This window comes from Mesorhizobium sp. WSM4840 (assembly GCF_055811755.1).
The window spans coordinates 21964-37343 of the sequence record NZ_JBVVQD010000015.1; the positions used below are offsets into that span (position 1 = coordinate 21964).

The 15380-nt window shown below is 62.3% G+C and carries 21 protein-coding genes and 2 pseudogenes; 14 read left to right on the plus strand and 9 right to left on the minus strand.

All coding sequences use genetic code 11. The annotated features are described in order from the left end of the window. Window positions 1-73: 73 nt before the first annotated feature. Window positions 74-418, plus strand: coding sequence for a hypothetical protein (locus AC0L3I_RS20220; protein ID WP_473528008.1), 345 nt, complete (start codon window positions 74-76; stop codon window positions 416-418). Here the strand turns inward: AC0L3I_RS20220 and AC0L3I_RS20225 are convergent. After that, window positions 391-561 carry a hypothetical protein gene (locus AC0L3I_RS20225; protein ID WP_473528009.1) on the minus strand — a complete coding sequence of 57 codons (171 nt, stop codon included), beginning with the start codon at window positions 559-561 and terminating at the stop codon, window positions 391-393. The genes AC0L3I_RS20220 and AC0L3I_RS20225 overlap by 28 nt on opposite strands. A gap of 130 nt (window positions 562-691) precedes the next feature. On the opposite strand from AC0L3I_RS20225, the gene AC0L3I_RS20230 reads away from it, so the two are divergent. The 3 genes and pseudogenes from AC0L3I_RS20230 to AC0L3I_RS20240 all read left to right on the plus strand — a co-directional run bounded on the left by AC0L3I_RS20230 (window position 692) and on the right by AC0L3I_RS20240 (window position 3501). Then, entirely contained in the window at window positions 692-862 is a 171-nt protein-coding gene (locus tag AC0L3I_RS20230) for a hypothetical protein (protein ID WP_095496589.1), read from the plus strand. A 101-nt stretch (window positions 863-963) separates the two neighbouring features. Beyond that, window positions 964-3041, plus strand: a pseudogene (locus AC0L3I_RS20235) (ATP-dependent helicase). Between the two features lie 157 nt (window positions 3042-3198). Next, window positions 3199-3501 (plus strand): DUF982 domain-containing protein, encoded by a 303-nt coding sequence (locus AC0L3I_RS20240; protein WP_473528010.1) that lies wholly within the window; start codon window positions 3199-3201, stop codon window positions 3499-3501. Between the two features lie 91 nt (window positions 3502-3592). On the opposite strand, the gene AC0L3I_RS20245 is transcribed toward AC0L3I_RS20240, so the two are convergent. Next, complete coding sequence (locus AC0L3I_RS20245; RefSeq protein ID WP_123151283.1) at window positions 3593-4105, minus strand: DinB family protein; 513 nt, start codon at window positions 4103-4105, stop codon at window positions 3593-3595. Window positions 4106-4197: 92 nt separating this feature from the next. Between AC0L3I_RS20245 and AC0L3I_RS20250 the strand changes: the two genes are divergently transcribed. Both AC0L3I_RS20250 and AC0L3I_RS20255 read left to right on the plus strand, forming a co-directional pair. Then, on the plus strand, window positions 4198-4899 hold the full coding sequence (locus tag AC0L3I_RS20250) for a glutathione S-transferase family protein (protein ID WP_473528011.1): 702 nt from the start codon (window positions 4198-4200) through the stop codon (window positions 4897-4899). 106 nt (window positions 4900-5005) lie between these two features. Further along, on the plus strand, window positions 5006-5218 hold the full coding sequence (locus AC0L3I_RS20255; protein ID WP_473528012.1) for a hypothetical protein: 213 nt from the start codon (window positions 5006-5008) through the stop codon (window positions 5216-5218). Here AC0L3I_RS20255 and AC0L3I_RS20260 read toward each other — a convergent pair. Both AC0L3I_RS20260 and AC0L3I_RS20265 read right to left on the minus strand, forming a co-directional pair. Further along, on the minus strand, window positions 5211-5681 hold the full coding sequence (locus AC0L3I_RS20260; RefSeq protein WP_473528013.1) for a hypothetical protein: 471 nt from the start codon (window positions 5679-5681) through the stop codon (window positions 5211-5213). The genes AC0L3I_RS20255 and AC0L3I_RS20260 overlap by 8 nt on opposite strands. Before the next feature lie 816 nt (window positions 5682-6497). Beyond that, a pseudogene (locus tag AC0L3I_RS20265) lies at window positions 6498-6641 on the minus strand (IS5/IS1182 family transposase); the annotation flags it as partial. A 235-nt stretch (window positions 6642-6876) separates the two neighbouring features. Here AC0L3I_RS20265 and AC0L3I_RS20270 point away from each other — a divergent pair. After that, entirely contained in the window at window positions 6877-7569 is a 693-nt protein-coding gene (locus AC0L3I_RS20270) for an aspartate-alanine antiporter-like transporter (protein WP_473528014.1), read from the plus strand. A gap of 462 nt (window positions 7570-8031) precedes the next feature. On the opposite strand, the gene AC0L3I_RS20275 is transcribed toward AC0L3I_RS20270, so the two are convergent. Further along, on the minus strand, window positions 8032-8412 hold the full coding sequence (locus AC0L3I_RS20275) for a hypothetical protein (RefSeq protein WP_473528015.1): 381 nt from the start codon (window positions 8410-8412) through the stop codon (window positions 8032-8034). A 158-nt stretch (window positions 8413-8570) separates the two neighbouring features. Between AC0L3I_RS20275 and bluB the strand changes: the two genes are divergently transcribed. The 3 genes from bluB to ndk all read left to right on the plus strand — a co-directional run bounded on the left by bluB (window position 8571) and on the right by ndk (window position 10200). After that, on the plus strand, window positions 8571-9206 hold the full coding sequence (bluB, locus tag AC0L3I_RS20280; protein ID WP_473528016.1) for a 5,6-dimethylbenzimidazole synthase: 636 nt from the start codon (window positions 8571-8573) through the stop codon (window positions 9204-9206). A 135-nt stretch (window positions 9207-9341) separates the two neighbouring features. Further along, a complete protein-coding gene (locus AC0L3I_RS20285) occupies window positions 9342-9638 on the plus strand; it encodes a DUF1905 domain-containing protein (RefSeq protein ID WP_192362266.1) in 297 nt (98 codons plus the stop codon). 139 nt (window positions 9639-9777) lie between these two features. Continuing rightward, complete coding sequence (gene ndk / locus AC0L3I_RS20290) at window positions 9778-10200, plus strand: nucleoside-diphosphate kinase (protein WP_095496596.1); 423 nt, start codon at window positions 9778-9780, stop codon at window positions 10198-10200. A 145-nt stretch (window positions 10201-10345) separates the two neighbouring features. On the opposite strand, the gene AC0L3I_RS20295 is transcribed toward ndk, so the two are convergent. Beyond that, window positions 10346-11113, minus strand: coding sequence for a YbaY family lipoprotein (locus AC0L3I_RS20295; RefSeq protein ID WP_473528017.1), 768 nt, complete (start codon window positions 11111-11113; stop codon window positions 10346-10348). 280 nt (window positions 11114-11393) lie between these two features. Between AC0L3I_RS20295 and AC0L3I_RS20300 the strand changes: the two genes are divergently transcribed. Genes AC0L3I_RS20300 through AC0L3I_RS20315 form a run of 4 tightly spaced genes read left to right on the plus strand, consistent with a single transcriptional unit; the run spans window position 11394 to window position 13961 of the window. Continuing rightward, window positions 11394-11717, plus strand: a complete 324-nt coding sequence (locus tag AC0L3I_RS20300) for a BufA1 family periplasmic bufferin-type metallophore (RefSeq protein WP_123149885.1) — start codon at window positions 11394-11396, stop codon at window positions 11715-11717. A 33-nt stretch (window positions 11718-11750) separates the two neighbouring features. Next, window positions 11751-12674, plus strand: a complete 924-nt coding sequence (bufB, locus tag AC0L3I_RS20305) for an MNIO family bufferin maturase (RefSeq protein WP_473528018.1) — start codon at window positions 11751-11753, stop codon at window positions 12672-12674. Continuing rightward, the gene (locus AC0L3I_RS20310; RefSeq protein WP_473528019.1) at window positions 12661-13461 is read left to right on the plus strand and encodes an HvfC/BufC N-terminal domain-containing protein; all 801 of its coding nucleotides are present in this window, start codon (window positions 12661-12663) and stop codon (window positions 13459-13461) included. The genes bufB and AC0L3I_RS20310 overlap by 14 nt, the downstream gene beginning before the upstream one ends. 2 nt (window positions 13462-13463) lie before the next feature. Further along, window positions 13464-13961, plus strand: a complete 498-nt coding sequence (locus AC0L3I_RS20315) for a DoxX family protein (protein ID WP_123149738.1) — start codon at window positions 13464-13466, stop codon at window positions 13959-13961. A 46-nt stretch (window positions 13962-14007) separates the two neighbouring features. On the opposite strand, the gene AC0L3I_RS20320 is transcribed toward AC0L3I_RS20315, so the two are convergent. The 3 genes from AC0L3I_RS20320 to pgsA are packed head-to-tail and all read right to left on the minus strand — an operon-like array spanning window position 14008 to window position 15353. Next, window positions 14008-14496, minus strand: a complete 489-nt coding sequence (locus AC0L3I_RS20320) for a molybdenum cofactor biosynthesis protein MoaE (RefSeq protein ID WP_473528020.1) — start codon at window positions 14494-14496, stop codon at window positions 14008-14010. Window position 14497: 1 nt separating this feature from the next. Then, window positions 14498-14755: a molybdopterin converting factor subunit 1 gene (gene moaD, locus AC0L3I_RS20325; protein WP_023800670.1), complete on the minus strand. Its 258-nt coding sequence runs from the start codon at window positions 14753-14755 to the stop codon at window positions 14498-14500. A 1-nt stretch (window position 14756) separates the two neighbouring features. Then, window positions 14757-15353, minus strand: coding sequence for a CDP-diacylglycerol--glycerol-3-phosphate 3-phosphatidyltransferase (gene pgsA, locus AC0L3I_RS20330; RefSeq protein ID WP_065008950.1), 597 nt, complete (start codon window positions 15351-15353; stop codon window positions 14757-14759). Window positions 15354-15380 lie beyond the last annotated feature (27 nt).

Sequence of the window (15380 nt, forward strand, 5' to 3'; positions counted from 1 at the left end):
CGGGACGTCAGCGCTTCGCAAGACCTTGAGCGCCGCTTGGCCGCATAAGGTATGAAAATGCCCGCGCGGCCGGTTGCTTTATGCCGCGGTGGGGAAGACGATTGATCCGATCGCCGGCCTCGCCGGATCAGAGGCCAGCTTTGAATTGGGCCGGGACCCTGCTGCGACGGCGCGGCGCCTGGCGAGCATCGACTTCTCGCATCTGAAAATTGCAGTTTTGTCACATTTGTCAGTTGATTGCCTGTTCAAGGCGGTGGTCTTCCGCGATCACCCCATGACGCAACGGCAAGACTCAGCTATCTCTACGTATGCGGCGGACCTGATACCCGCCTGGCCGGCGTCATCGCTCCCCTCCCAAGCGGCGCCGGCCACCTTTCCTACTGCGTTCCATCACTGCGCCGACGGCGTGCCGGGTTGATCATCGCCTGACGTCGAGTTGGGTGCAGGGTCGACCTGCGGGTTTTGATCGGCGCCGGGGGCCTTTGTCGGTGGGATGTTGTTATCGCAAGCCGCGACAGCCAGCGCCACCGCCAAAGCCAGCGAGATTGATAGCTTGTTCATCGCAACCTCCTGTCACCGGGCAAACGAGACGGTGCCGATTTGGTTGCACGCTCAGGCAGAGCTCGGGGCCTTTGGAAAGCGGGGAACAAAACGCGGCCTCTTCGGTTGGTTCATACCAGTGGAGAAAATCATGATCCGTCTGCTCATAGCCGGAGCCGCGATTTACGTGGCCTACCGCATAGTCAGGGAAATCATTGACGAAGTGCCCGACGACTTCGATCCGCTGTTGCTGCCGCCTCCCGATGACGACAAGTCGTTGCCGCGGCAGTCGGCGGCGATGGGCGTAGAGCCCCAGCGCTAGGCCCAGTTCATCGGCTGGTGCGCCAGTAGAATCGGACGCATCGGTCGCAACTTTCACGTCGAGAGCGTTGCGAACAAAGCAGAAACGATGCTTGATGGGCAATGAACCTCGCTGCCCGTGATTCGACCTTCCGGCCTGCCTATCTCGCAAAGCTGAATGCCGAGCAGTGCCTTGCCGTCGAGCATGGCGACGGCGCGGTCGCCGGGCCGTTGCTGGTGATCGCCGGCGCCGGCTCCGGCAAGACCAGCACGCTAGCGCATCGCGTCGCGCATCTGATCGTCAGGGGCGCTGACCCCAGGCGCATCCTTTTGATGACGTTTTCGCGTCGTGCCGCATCGGAAATGGCCAAGCGGGTCGAGCGCATCGCCGGCGAGGTGCTCGGCCGGGACGCTTCCATTATCACCGATGCGCTGAGCTGGGCCGGCACATTTCACGGCATTGGCGCCAGGCTGCTGCGCGACTATGCGCTGGAGATCGGCCTCGATCCGGCCTTCACCATCCATGACCGAGAGGATTCGGCCGACCTGATGAACCTCGCCCGGCACGAACTCGGCTTCTCGAAAACCGAAGGCCGTTTTCCGACCAAGGGCACGTGCCTGGCGATCTATTCGCGTGCGGTCAACGCGCAGGCGCCGCTCGGCGAGATTCTCGGTTCGGTGTTTCCCTGGTGCGCGGGTTGGGCAGAACAGCTTAAGGCGCTGTTTGCCCGATATGTCGAGGCCAAGCAGGCGCAGAACGTGCTCGATTACGACGACCTGCTGCTCTACTGGGCGCAGATGGCCGGCGAGCCGGAGATATCAGCGCATCTGGGTGGGCGTTTCGACCATGTGCTGGTCGACGAATACCAGGATACCAACCGGCTGCAGGCATCGATCCTGACGGCGCTGAAGCCCGACGGATCCGGGCTGACGGTGGTCGGCGACGACGCGCAGTCGATCTATTCGTTTCGCGCCGCGGAAGTGCGCAACATCCTCGACTTCCCCAAACAATTCGCGCAGCCGGCCGAGATCGTCATGCTGGAGCGCAACTACCGCTCGACCGAGACCATCCTGGCCGCCGCCAATGCGGTGATCGGCGAGGCCTCGGAGCGCTTTACCAAGAACCTCTGGTCGGAGCGCAGATCGACCGAAAAGCCGAAGCTGGTCAGCGTTCGCGGCGAGGCCGAGCAGGCGAGTTACGTCTGCCAGGCGATCCTGACCGAGCGTGAGGCCGGCACGGCGCTGAAGGCGCAGGCCGTGCTGTTTCGCGCCTCGCACCACAGCGGGCCGCTGGAGATCGAGCTGACGCGCCGCAACATCCCGTTCGTCAAGTTCGGCGGGCTGAAGTTCCTCGACGCCGCCCATGTCAAGGACGTGCTGGCGGTGCTGCGCTTCGCCGAAAACCCGCGCGACCGCGTCGCCGGTTTTCGCGTGCTGCAGCTTTTGCCCGGCATCGGCCCTTCGGCGGCTTCGCAGATCGTCGACACCATGGCGACGTCGCTCGACGAAGCGATGGGGCTGGCGCGCTACCGGCCGCCGCAACGCGCCGCCGACGACTGGCCGGGTTTCGTCGCGCTGTTCTCGCAGCTTCGCACCGGGTCGGGAAAATGGCCTGTTGATCTCGAACAGGTCAGGCTCTGGTATGAGCCGCATCTTGACCGCATCCACGAGGACGCAACGACGCGCCGGGCCGATATTCTGCAGCTCGAACAGATCGCCTCGGGCTACGCCTCGCGCGAGCGTTTCCTCACCGAGCTGACGCTCGATCCGCCGGATGCGACCAGCGGCGAGGCCGGGCCGCCGCATCGCGACGAGGACTATCTGATCCTGTCGACCATCCATTCTGCCAAGGGCCAGGAATGGAAGAACGTCTTCGTGCTCAACACCGTCGACGGCTGCATCCCTATCGACCTCGCCGTTGGCAGCAAGGCGGACATCGACGAGGAGCGCCGCCTGCTCTACGTGGCGATGACGCGGGCCAAGGACGGCCTGCACCTGGTCATGCCGCAGCGCTTTTTCGTCCACGGCCAGGCGGCGCGCGGCGATCGTCACGTTTACGCTTCGCGCACCCGCTTCATCCCGGCCTCCTCAGCGCCTTCGAACAGACATCGTGGGCGAGCGTCCAGGTCAAGGACGATCCGCGCCGCCAGCCGCAAGTGCGCGTCGACCTTGGCGCCCGCATGCGTGACATGTGGAAATAGGCCGCCTCTTCGGCACGGCGCTCATGCCAGGGGACTTGGTGGCGAAAACCAAATTTCGGCAACATGGAACCTGATGCCGCAATCCGCGTTTCTGGGCGTCCGATTCAGATCGGAGAGCGGCGTCCGCCGTCACCTCCGCCCAATATGAGAGGCCAGAATGCACGACACGATGCCCTTCACCCCGGTCGCCGTTACCGTCGGCGCCGGCCATAAGCGCATGCTCGCTTCGCTCTTCGACATGCATGAGTTCCTGACCGAGTTTCCGCCATCGCGACGACGCCTGAGCTATGGCGCGGCCGTGAAAGCCTGCGAGGCGGCACGCGCCGGCGAGATCTCGCCCGAAGCGGCACGCGATGCCTTGGTCACCTTCGCGGTGACGGCAGGCATTCTCTGGCCTTCCGCCCAGCCGGCGGTCTCGGTCAAGCCGGTCGCCCGGGGCCAGGGCGGATACGCCGCCTGACTGGCTAGGCCCCTTTTTCGACTATGGCCCGTCGAAGATGCTGTTCGTCTTCGACGGGTTTTCCAGTCAATTCGATCCGGATAATCCGAAATCAGGCGTAGGCGCGCCCCTCTTCGCTCCTCTGGAACAGCGTCAGGTCGAGTGGCACCGAAGGCCGGCCAAGAACGGTCAGGATCGCGTGCGCCTGGCCGCGGTGATGGGTCTGGTGGTTGAAGAAATGATCGAGCGCCGGCGCCAATCGCTGCGAGACGGTGCGCATGTCGGAGACGGTCATGTAGGAGAAGCGGCCGGACAAAGCCTTGTCGCTTAACGCCCTGACCCAGTCGATGATCCTTTTGTCTTCGGCCTCGCGCGCTAGCCGCAAACCCGGCAAGGCACGGTGCAGGATCGTGTCGAGCCTGGCCGGCGCGTCGCCCTCGCCGGTAAAGCGCCTCATCCAGATGCGGTCGGCGGTCAGAAGGTGGTTGAGCGTGCCCATCATCGAGCCGAAGAAAACCCCGACATTGCGGTGGAATTCCTCCTCATCGAGATCGGCGGCGGCATCGTAGATGCGGCTATTGGCCCATTGATTGTAAGCCGCAAACATCATGAAGTGCTGTTTCATCTTTTTCTCCCGACCCGCGAGACCCCGTTTCGGGTGCCTACCCGCATCTGCCCGAAACATCGCTCTAGTAGACCGCAAGGAAGCTGCCGCCAATGACCATTCTGCTCTATGACCTCGTCGGACGCGATACCGCCCGTCCGTTCAGCCCGCATTGCTGGAAGGCGGCGATGGCGCTCGCCCACAAGGGGCTCGACATCTCCACCGTGCCGACACGTTTTCTCGAAGTGCCGACAGTTGAAGGCGGCGTTTCGAAGCTCGTTCCGGTGATCCGCGACGGCGAGAAGGTGGTCGCCGATTCCTTCGCCATCGCACTCTATCTCGACGAGGCCTATCCCGAGCGGCCGACATTGTTTTCCGGCGACGGCGGCAAGGCGATGGCGCGCTTCATCGAACGCTGGTCGCAACTGACCATCCATCCCTATGTCACCACTGCGGCGATCATGGACCTACACGCCATGCAGGACGAGGCGAACGCCGCCTATTTCCGCCAAAACCGCGAGCAGCGCTTCGGAAAGAGACTGGAAGAGGTCATGGCGGCGCGCGACGCCGGCCTTGGCGCCTTCCGCGCCTCGCTGGAACCGTTGCGCTCGACGCTCGCCTATCAGCCGTTCATCGGCGGCCAATCACCGCTGTTTGCCGACTACATCGTCTTCGGCGCGCTGCAATGGGCGCGCATCGCCTCCCCCTACCGGTTGCTCGACGACAGCGATGTGGTGGCGCAGTGGTTCGAGCGCTGCCTCGACCTGCATGATGGCCTCGGCCGCAAGGTGACGGCGGCCGCCGCCGCCGCATAGGGGAGTAAGGCAGTAAGGGAGTAGGAAGTAGGGAGTAAGGAGTAAGGAGTAAGGAGTAAGGAGTAAGGAAGTGCCGTAGTAGTTCTCAAAGGAGAAGGCCGTCAGGATGACGATCGTCGTCATCCACGGTGCATCATTCTTTCGGGGAAAGTTCAGGGCGCCGTTCAATGCCACAAAGATATCGATCGGCGCACTTGCCGTGGCAGCTGCCTTCACTGAAATGCCCGCTCTCTCGAGTTTTTCCAGGAAAGCCATCGTCACGAAGCCGCCCTGCGACCACCCGGCTAGGAAAAGTCCGGCGCTCCCAATCTTCAGATGATCAAGCACGGCCCGGCTTGCTGCCAGCATGTCGAAAGTGGCCTGGCCTGCTGATGGCTGCCCTTCACCAGATAACCCTCGGGCTCGTCGGAGTCCCCCAAACCAAAATAGTCCGCGCCGACAAGGACGTATCCTTGGCCGGCGAACTGAGCGATCATTAGCTGGGTTTCCGGGGACTGATCCGGAAATGAGGGCACTTCCTGTTTTCCATACGCGGTTCCGTGCTGGTATGAAATCATCGGGAAGGACGTCCCGTCCCTGTCAGGAACGGCAATGAGCCCGGTTGCGGTGATCGGCTTGTTGCCGCGCTCTGGAACAATGGACGAATAGGTGACGCGGTACAGCCGGACAGCGTTGCGGGCCGGACTGTAGGTCTCGGACAGCCCGGCGAACCGATGCGTATCGGTTTGGAGTATTTGGTTCAGCCGATCGACATCCCAGCGATCAAGATATTCGTATTGCACATCGGAGGTGACCCTCTGACCGGTCGCTCTCCTGTGCTGCGCAGGGCAAGCAAGCCAAGGCATTGGCTAGGAGAAGCGCAACGAATGCGAACGTCCGAACAAGACTCGTCATTTGTCGTGTCCCATCAACAGGTGGCGCGTCACTTCGATTGTCAGCGCGCCGATACGTCCCGCTGATAATACGACTTTATCGGGTCGTCGTGTAGCCGCTTTCTCCAATCGGCCGCTTAAAATGACAACCGAGATGCGCCAGAGTCTCCGCTAAATCAGAGCGCCGCTTGTCTCAAATTCCCTTGCGAAGTGTTGAGAACGAATGTCCTGCGCGCCATCGGCAAAAAAATGTCTGCCCCGGCGGGCAGACATCAATAAGCTGGATACCGGTAGGCGAAACCCTAATTCGCGATAATGAACACTCTCCAGACGTTCATCGCCATCATCGCGCCGCTCCTAATCCTCGTGGCAGCGTTGTATGTCCTGTCGTTATGGTTCTAAGTGATGGCGGTGGATCCGCTTGGGCCTTTCGGGCAGTGACCTCGAATGCAAGCCGCGCCTCTTCGCGATCGCCTTGCGTCAAGTCTGCTATCAGCATTTCGGCGGCCGCTTATTAACTCCAGTCGCACAACCGTGTCACCTTGAGCTGATAGACTACGGACCCTGACATCCTGCTCGGCCATCTCGGCCTTGAGCAGTTGCGACAGCTTCGGGATGGCGGGAGCCCTGTGAGTTCTGCGACGGCCTGTGCCATGCCGTGCATCTTGGCTTTCTGAGCATGCCGACGATGGCGGCGCTTGCGCGATCATGACGAGCATCAACCTAGCGTCCGCCGCTCTTCACGACATGGATAATGCCGCTGATTGCGCGACGAACATCGACGCGCGGCCTGCCTCGGGAGTCAGTCCGCAGATGTGGTTCAAGCAGCCCAAACTGCTCCTCGCCGAGCCAGAAATGTTCGCGATTGATAATTGGTCTCCCCCTCAGAGATCCGCGCAGCCTGCTGCTTATAATCACAGCCGTCTCGATCGACCGTTTAAGGCTTCAGGTTTCCAGGCTGCCCTTCGACTGTCAGGCCATCTTCCTCTCGCCACCCGCAGATTGCAGCGACCATCTGCACAGCGGCCGATGACCTATGGTGCCGCGATAGCCGGACAGGACTCTTGCCGACCTATCGGCAGAAGAATGGACGCGTGGGTTGTACTTGCGATCTGTCAGCCGCGGCGGTCAGGAACTCCCGATCGCGGGCAATTTAGCCCTGCAGCGAGGCGACCTGCTGCGTTTGGTCGGCCCGGAGCCGGTAGTGCAGAAAGCCGCTGCCACAATTGGCACCATCGTTGCTCCGCACCACGCTACCGATTTCATCGTGCTGGGCCTGGCGATCTTTTTCGGCGGTGCCGTCGGTGTCCTGCTGACTTTTTTGGTCGGCGGCATCAAAATCTCGCTAAGTACCAGCGTGGGCACTTTGCTCGCCGGGCTTCTGGTCGGCCATTTGCGGACTCGTTACCCGCTGTTCGGGCGCATTCCTGATGGCGCCATAGCGTTCATGACATCTCTTGGACTCGCAGCTTTCATCGGGCTGACCGGAATCCACGCCGGGCCGATCTTTCTGTCGGCTCTTAAGGAGGCGGGCCTCGGGTTGCTGCTCGGAGGCATGGTGGTGACCTTGGCGCCACAGATCGTGGGACTGGCGTTCGGCCATTTCGCCTTGCGCATGAATCCGATTCTCCTGCTTGGAGCGTTGACGGGGGCGCAGACGGTGACCGCAGCAATGGCCGCCATCCAGGAGCGATCAGGAAGTGCCGTAGCGGTGCTTGGCTACACGCCAGCATATCCAATCGCAAACATCCTGCTGACAACTTGGGGAACGATCGTGGTCGCGGTAATTGCTAGCTGAAAATGGCATGAAAAGGTTGCTAGGCGAGAACGACGTCGCCAATCCCATCAAAGTCTATCCAAGTGAAGCCCAGCGAGATGGTGTTGGAGATCAACGCTAACGTAATCACCTCGGCGGGGCGCTGATGTCCTTTAGGTTCGGACGGGATGAAACCTCCTATGGATTGCGGCAAGCATAGGATGCCGGGCTCGCTTACGCTGGCGCTACGGTCGAATTTCAGTAACGCTCGCTTCCCAACATGTCGCAGCATACAAAGGCCGGCGTCGAATTCATTCCCGAAAAATGGCGGAGGGTCCGGAGTGCGGCTGCGGAAGTCAAAATCCTCTGACGGATTGCAAACTTGAAATCGGAATGGCCAAGGCCATTCGATTCGCGTCGGGCGTCCAACACTCTGGTCCGCCAGCTTTCCGCCTTCCCTGAAACCGCGCTTGGGGGTATGGGACGCTTTCCACGATTTCGTAGCTAGAAATGCAGATAGATGCTCACTCCTGAGCCATTGTAATAGTGCGGGTAGTAACCACGGTGGCCGTAATAGGGGCTAAAGCCGTAATAGGGGCTAAAGCCGTAGTAGGGGCGATAAAAGGGTCGGTAGTAGGGCCTATAATAGCGGCGCGGGTAACACCCATAGTAGCCACACCCCCGCAATGCGTACCGTCGGTTCCAGTGACGACCACCCCGCCAGTGACCATAGTTGTGTCGCCAGTGTCTACGATGCCAAACCTGTTCGACGGCGCTGTTCTGCACCTGCTCAGATTTCGGAATAGAGAGAGGCGCGGCATTCAAAGGCAAGGCAAAAGCCGTACCGAAAACTGCGGCCACAAGGACAGACAAGAGCTTTTTCATGGCCCTCCTCCTTCGCTGGGCCAATGTTACACCATGGAACCTGAACCGCCGATGAACGCGGGCGCGCCTGATCCGACTGTGAACCAAAATAGCCCGGCCAGCATCGCCTGCCCTCCTGCCCTCTCCCCTACTCCCTTTAGCAAAGGCAGCACGACATCATGACCTCAGGACCGGAATTCCCAGACGATTTTCGCGCCGAGCTGGTCAATCTCTTCCTGTGGCGGCGGGACGTCAGGCGATTCAAGCCGACGCCGCTCCCAGATGGCGCGCTGGAGCGGCTGCTTGACGTCGCCAGCATTGCGCCCTCGGTCGGGCTGAGCCAGCCCTGGCGTTTCGTCATGGTCGAGAGTGCTCAGTGCCGCGCCGCCGTCAGGGCATGCTTTGAGCGCTGCAATGCGGAGGCGCTCGCATCTTTCGGCGGCGAACGCGCCGCGCTCTATGCGCGCCTGAAACTTGCCGGCCTGAACGAAGCGCCCTGCCAATTCGCGGTTTTCGCCGACCGCGCGACAGAACAGGGGCATGGGCTCGGCCGCCTGACCATGCCTGCGACCATCGAATATTCGGCGGTGATGGCAATCCACACCTTTTGGCTGGCGGCGCGCGCGGAAGGAATAGGCATGGGCTGGGTCTCGATCCTCGATCCGGCCGAAATAGCGACGATCCTGGACGCGCCGCCGGAGTGGACGCTGATCGGTTACTTCTGCGTTGGCTACCCGAGCGAGAACCACAGCGTGCCGGAACTGGAACGGGAAGGCTGGGAAGTCCGGCGCGCTCCGATGGTGATAAGGCGGTAGTGCAACGGCGACGCTGCCATCCTCTCTTGCAGGGAAGAATGGATATCATGGGATGGTTTCGCCGATCGCTGCGTTGCCAACAAGACACCATGGCAAAGCCAGCCGTGACGGCCTTGATCTGAGGAAGGGCACAAAATGTTTCGCTACGACGTGCAAGCCGAGATCTGGGTCTATCCAGGCAAGGGCGGCTGGCATTTTGTGACGCTGCCGCCGGAGCTTGGGGCACGGATCAAGACGGCGATGGCGGGGATGGCACGCCCCTGGGGCTCGCTTGGCGTGGAAGCCGTCATCGGCCAGACCAGATGGCGGACATCGCTGTTTCCCGACAAGAAATCCGGCAGCCTGCTCTTGCCGATCAAGACGGCAGTGCGGGTCCGCGAAGGCCTCCGGGCTGGCGACACGGCCAAGCTGACGATCGAGATGCAGTTATGACAACATTGGTTCGGGCCGACGGCGATGCGCCATCCGGCGCAGAAATGAGCGCCGCGCCGGCCTCCCCTTGGCAAGCCGGCGGGCGGCTTGTATAGAGCCCGCCACCCTCAATTCCACTCTCCATCACAAGGACGACCCTATGGCGCTCGAACGCACCTTTTCCATGATCAAGCCGGACGCGACCCGGCGCAATCTCACCGGCGCCATCACCCAGATGCTCGAAGAAGCCGGCCTGCGCGTCATCGCTTCCCGCAGGGTGTGGATGAGCCGCCGCGAGGCGGAAGGTTTTTATGCCGTCCACAAGGAGCGCCCGTTCTTCGGCGAGCTGGTCGAGTCCATGTCGTCGGGCCCGACCGTCGTGCAGGTGCTGGAAGGCGAGAACGCCATTGCCAAAAACCGCGACGTGATGGGCGCCACCAACCCGGCTAATGCCGCCGAAGGCACCATCCGCAAGGTACACGCGCTGTCGATCGGCGAGAATTCCGTGCACGGCTCCGACGCGCCGGAGACGGCCGCGCAGGAGATCAAATACTGGTTCTCGGATACCGAGATCGTCGGCTGAGTCGATAGTCCGTCACGACGTCATATGCAAAAAAGGCCAGCGCCATGCTGGCCTTTTTTTGTTGCGGCGATCCAGCGCCCGGACGCCGGGCCGACACCTCCAACTGCGCATGATGCTCAAAAACCGAAACCGGTTTTTTGAGCGATCAGGTCGCAGCATTGAACCGCAGGATGACGCGGTCGTCCTTGTCGACGATGATGAGCTTGCCGGCGTCGATATGGTAAGATGCCGCCTTGGCCAGCGCCGCGAACAGCGCCTTTTCCTCGGCCATGATCTCGGACGCGCAGGCCTTGAAGGTCGAACCGATGTCACTGACGGCGATCGTCGAACCATCGACTTTGGCGGTGGCGAAGTAGACGTTGCAAGGGCCGCTGCCGCCGGCCTTGCCGGCCTCGTCGATCCTGAACGTCGCCTGCGGCTCGGCGATCACACCAATGCCGTCGATATACTCGATCAGCCAGCTCTGCCCGAACACCGGGGCCGCTGCCGGCTCCTCGCTCGACGTCACCATCTTCAGCATGATGGTCTGCGGCGCGTCGCTCAGCGGATCGACCTGGTGGCGCGTATCGGAGATGAACAACAGCCTGTCGTCGACGGTGATGCGCGCCTGCAGCGCATAAGTCATATCAGGCCCGATCACCGACGGGTCGAAGCTGATCTCGAACTTGATCGGCACCTGGCCGGCCGGCGCCACCTTGTGCTCGCCGATGACAGCGGCCGGCGCGTCGGCCAGCGAGACATCGGCAAGCTGCACTGAAAGCACGGCGTTGGGCGGCAGCGCAATGCGCTCGCGATACGTCACCTCGCCCTTCAGGGTCTTCTCGGCAGCGACGGACAACCCAGGCACCACCAGTATACCAACGACCAGCGGCACGAGACCGAAGATGAAGAACTCGGCGATCCTGCCCAGCATGATCCTGCTCCCCATAGCGCACCAAACTGGTCGGAAGGTCTCGCAGGATTGCGGTAGTTCCGTGGCGCCCCACACGGACTATTCGCACGGCGGTGCCTTCCGGCGGCTTGCGGCCTTGTCGGCCTCCTTGGCGTGACCGGCAAAATTTTGCTCAAGCCAAGCCCCAGGCGATCACGAAGTCGTGTTCCCAAACAGATGTAACACAGGGAACTTCCGGACCGAACTGACCAATGCGCGCTTGAGGAACGGCGCGCTCAACAACCCAACCGGAGGTGAAATCATGTCAACAAGATCAACCGTGAGTGCGGCCCTTCTGGCCAGCGCCGTTGCCACGGCTCTTGCTTCTTTTGCGACGGCCGCGCCGCTGACCGAGGCACAGGTCAAGGCGGCGATGGATGCCGGCAAGGAGAAGTGCTTTGGCGTCGCCATGAAGGGGCAGAACGACTGCAAGGCAGGTGCGGGAACCACATGCCAAGGCACCTCGACTGTCGATTACCAGGGCAACGCCTGGAAGTTTGTCGACGGCGGCACCTGTACGACGATGGACCTGCCCGGCGACCGCAAGGGCTCGCCCACGGAGCTGACCCGCGACATCCCGTCGTAAGCAATGCAACCTGCCCGGAAAGCGGAGACGAAGATGAACGGACTGGCCACTTACCCAGCATCCCCCATGTCGAAAACCTCGCGCTTTCCGGCGCACCCGGTCGCCGGCCTTGCCGGCACCAGTTTCAAGCACGAACATTTGCAGGCAATCATTGCCGGCGGCAGTAAGGACGGTTTCTTCGAGGTCCACGCCGAAAACTACATGGGCGCCGGCGGCCCGCCGCACGATGCGCTGACTAAGATCCGCAGCGACTATCCCGTTTCGCTGCACGGGGTGTGCATGTCGATCGGCGGACCGCGGCCGCTCGACAAAGCGCATCTCGGTCGTTTCAAGGCGCTCGTCGACCGCTATGAGCCGGCGCTCGTTTCCGAGCATCTCGCCTGGTCGACCCACGACACCACCTATTACAACGACCTGCTTCCCCTGCCCTATACGCCGGCAACGGTTTCGCGCGTGGCGGATCACATCGACGAAGTGCAGGGGACGATCGGCCGCCCGATACTGCTCGAGAACCCCTCGACCTACGTCCTTTTCCCGGCATCGACTATGAGCGAGACGGATTTCATCCGAGAGCTGGTGCGGCGTACCGGTTGCGGCTTGCTGCTCGACGTCAACAACGTCTTTGTTTCAGCCACCAATCACGGCTTTTCAGCCCTTTCCTATCTCGCGGATTTCCCGCTTCAGAATGTCGGCGAAATCCATCTGGCCGGGCACGCCGAGCAGGAGGATGACGAGGGCGATCTGCTGCTCATCGACAGCCATGACGGCCCGGTCGCCGACGCGGTCTGGAAGCTTTTCGATGTCGTCATCGGCCGATGCGGGCCGCTGCCGACGCTGATCGAATGGGATAGCGACATTCCCGATTGGCCGGTGCTCAAGGCGGAGGCCGCCGCCGCCCAGGCGATCCTCGACCGTCATGCCGACAGCTTGTTCGGAAAAGCCCATGCCGCAGGATGAGCTCCAGTCGCGCGATCTCGGCCGCCGGTTCGACTATGCCGCGGCATTCACCGCCGGTTTGCTCGATCCTGACCGAGCCCCCCCTGAGGTTGTCTCGGGGCCGAACGGCAAGGCTCCGATCAAGCGATATGCCGTCTACCGCAACAACGTCACGGTCAGCCTGATCGATGCGCTGGCCGCCAGCTTTCCAGCGACGCTGCGCATCACTGGCCCGGACTTCTTTCGCGCGATGGCGCGCTTTCATGTCCGCGAAACGCCACCCACCTCGCCGCTCCTGTTCGAATACGGCCGCGACTTTCCCGATTTCATCGAGCGCTACGAATACGCGCAGTCGATGCCGTGGCTGGCCGACGTGGCGCGCATGGAGCGTGCCTGGCTCGACGCCTATCATGCCGCCGACGCGGAACCGTTGGCTTCCGGAGCACTGGCGTCGATCCCGCCCGAACGACTGGCCGATACCGTGTTTGTGTCGCACCCGGCAACGCGCGCCATTCGCTCGCACTATCCAGTCGTGACGATCTTTGCGGCCAACCGGAGCGACGGTCCTGTCGGGCGAATCGACGCGGGCGGCCCTGAAGATGCGCTGGTCACGCGGCCCGGGCTCGAAGTCGTTGTTCGCCGCCTGCCGCCCGGCGGCGCGGTTTTTCTGGATCGTCTCATGGCAGGCGAACCACTCGGCGCGGCGGCCGCAACAGCATTTGCGGAGCATGCCGAATTCGACCTTTCCGCCAACATTGCCGGCCTGCTGCAAGCAGGCGCCTTCACAGCGGCACACCAGGGAGGGTGAGCATGACGAACCATGAGCGGAACGTCAGCACCGGGCAGCGAGGGATCGCCGCCCTCGCCGAGAGGGTGAATGCCGCCCTTCGCACGAGTGCCACACCGTCGCTGACGCAGCTCGTCCTGCGCTGCGCGCTCGCCGTCCCGTTCTGGCGGTCCGGCGTCAACAAATGGGACGGTTTTTTGCAGTTGAACGATGTCGCCGTGCTGCTTTTCACCTCGGAGCTCAAGCTGCATCTGCCCGGCGGCCCTTACGACTTCCCGGCACCTGGGCTGGTGGCGTTCGCCTCAGGGTTGGCGGAAATCCTGTTGCCAATTCTTCTCGTTCTCGGCCTGGCGACACGACTGGCGGCATTCGGCCTGCTCGTGATGACGCTGGTCATACAGCTCACCGTGCCGGACGGCTGGCCGCTGCACATCACCTGGGCGGCTATGGCGCTCGGCATCATGGCGTGGGGACCCGGCCGGATTGCGCTCGATCACTGGATCGGCACTGACAACGGCTGATCGGGGGTTGATGGGATTCCCACCCCTGCGGCGATGACGCGAAGCATCAATTTCGTTTCGGCACGGCCTGCTTCCAGCGGCTTGCCGCCTCGTCGTCGGCCTCCTTGGCGTCGACCCAGCCGCCTTGCGAGCCGTCGGTATGGTGTTCCTTCTTCCAGAACGGCGCGCGCGATTTCAGATAGTCCATCAGGAAGCTCGCCGCCTCGAACGCCGCCTGCCGGTGCGTGGAGGCTGCTACCACCAGCACGATGTTCTCACCGGGCGCGATCCTGCCGTGGCGATGGATGGCGGTAAGCCCCTGCAGCGGCCAACGGCTGATCGCGTCGGCGGCGATGCGGCCGATCTCGGCCTCGGCCATGCCAGGATAATGTTCGAGTTCGAGTGCCGCCAGCCTGCCCGCTTCATCGCGGCAGAGACCCGAGAAAGTCACCACGGCGCCGATGTCGGCGCGGCCTTGCGTCATCTTGGCGATCTCGGCGGCGACATCGAAATCCTCCGCCTGGATGCGCACCATCGGCACCACCGCGCCGGGCATTTCAGCCACCCGTCATCGGCGGGAACAGCGCAATCTCGCGCGCGCCTGATATCTTCTCGCGGTGCTCGACATGTTCCTGGTTGATGGCGACGCGGATCACGTCAGGATATTGCAGCGCGTGCTCGTACTCCTCGCCGCGCGATTTCAGCCAGCGCAGCAGGTCGGCCACGGTCTCGATGCCGGCGGGCAGCTCGACATCCTCTTGCGGCTTGCCGATCCGCTCGCGCACCCAGGCGAAATAGATGAGCCTCGTCGACATCCTACTCATCCATGATGTGTTTGAGGCCGGCGCGGAAATAGTCATAGCCGGTGTAAAGCGTGACCAAGGCGGCGATCCACAACAGCACCAGCCCGGTCTGGGTGGTCAGCGGGAAGATCTTGTCGCCGGCAGGTCCCGCGAGCAGGAAGGCGATGGCGACCATCTGAATGGTGGTCTTCCACTTTGCCAGCTGCGTCACCGGTACCGAGACCTTCAGCGCCGCCAGGTATTCGCGCAGGCCCGAGACCAGGATCTCGCGGCACAGGATGATGATCGCTGCCCACAGCGACCAGCCGGCGATGCCGGCATGCCTATCGGTGTCGGCCGCCAGCAGCAGCAGGCACGTGGCGACCAGCAACTTGTCGGCGATCGGATCGAGCATCTTGCCGATATTCGAGGTCTGCTGCCAGGCGCGCGCCAGATAGCCGTCGAAATAATCGGTGATCGAGGCCAGCAGAAAAATGATCAGTGCCGACCAGCGGGCGAAGTCGCTCGACTTCAGATGCCCTTCGAGAAAAAAACACAGCACAACCAGCGGCACCGCGAGAATGCGGACGTAGGTGAGCATGTTGGGCAAGTTGAATGCGCGCTGGGCCATATTTTTGGGAACTCTTTCTGCCTGCCT

Excerpts from the sequence above, each read along its gene's own strand:
- AC0L3I_RS20275 (WP_473528015.1), bottom strand. The coding sequence starts at position 8,412 with ATGAAAAAGCTCTTGTCTGTCCTTGTGGCCGCAGTTTTCGGTACGGCT.
- AC0L3I_RS20230 (WP_095496589.1), top strand. The coding sequence starts at position 692 with ATGATCCGTCTGCTCATAGCCGGAGCCGCGATTTACGTGGCCTACCGC.
- bufB (WP_473528018.1), top strand. The coding sequence starts at position 11,751 with ATGAACGGACTGGCCACTTACCCAGCATCCCCCATGTCGAAAACCTCG.
- bluB (WP_473528016.1), top strand. The coding sequence starts at position 8,571 with ATGACCTCAGGACCGGAATTCCCAGACGATTTTCGCGCCGAGCTGGTC.
- AC0L3I_RS20255 (WP_473528012.1), top strand. The coding sequence starts at position 5,006 with ATGACGATCGTCGTCATCCACGGTGCATCATTCTTTCGGGGAAAGTTC.
- AC0L3I_RS20225 (WP_473528009.1), bottom strand. The coding sequence starts at position 561 with ATGAACAAGCTATCAATCTCGCTGGCTTTGGCGGTGGCGCTGGCTGTC.
- AC0L3I_RS20320 (WP_473528020.1), bottom strand. The coding sequence starts at position 14,496 with ATGCCCGGCGCGGTGGTGCCGATGGTGCGCATCCAGGCGGAGGATTTC.
- AC0L3I_RS20310 (WP_473528019.1), top strand. The coding sequence starts at position 12,661 with ATGCCGCAGGATGAGCTCCAGTCGCGCGATCTCGGCCGCCGGTTCGAC.
- AC0L3I_RS20295 (WP_473528017.1), bottom strand. The coding sequence starts at position 11,113 with ATGCTGGGCAGGATCGCCGAGTTCTTCATCTTCGGTCTCGTGCCGCTG.
- AC0L3I_RS20285 (WP_192362266.1), top strand. The coding sequence starts at position 9,342 with ATGTTTCGCTACGACGTGCAAGCCGAGATCTGGGTCTATCCAGGCAAG.
- AC0L3I_RS20240 (WP_473528010.1), top strand. The coding sequence starts at position 3,199 with ATGCACGACACGATGCCCTTCACCCCGGTCGCCGTTACCGTCGGCGCC.
- pgsA (WP_065008950.1), bottom strand. The coding sequence starts at position 15,353 with ATGGCCCAGCGCGCATTCAACTTGCCCAACATGCTCACCTACGTCCGC.
- AC0L3I_RS20300 (WP_123149885.1), top strand. The coding sequence starts at position 11,394 with ATGTCAACAAGATCAACCGTGAGTGCGGCCCTTCTGGCCAGCGCCGTT.
- ndk (WP_095496596.1), top strand. The coding sequence starts at position 9,778 with ATGGCGCTCGAACGCACCTTTTCCATGATCAAGCCGGACGCGACCCGG.
- AC0L3I_RS20245 (WP_123151283.1), bottom strand. The coding sequence starts at position 4,105 with ATGAAACAGCACTTCATGATGTTTGCGGCTTACAATCAATGGGCCAAT.
- AC0L3I_RS20250 (WP_473528011.1), top strand. The coding sequence starts at position 4,198 with ATGACCATTCTGCTCTATGACCTCGTCGGACGCGATACCGCCCGTCCG.
- moaD (WP_023800670.1), bottom strand. The coding sequence starts at position 14,755 with ATGTCGACGAGGCTCATCTATTTCGCCTGGGTGCGCGAGCGGATCGGC.
- AC0L3I_RS20315 (WP_123149738.1), top strand. The coding sequence starts at position 13,464 with ATGACGAACCATGAGCGGAACGTCAGCACCGGGCAGCGAGGGATCGCC.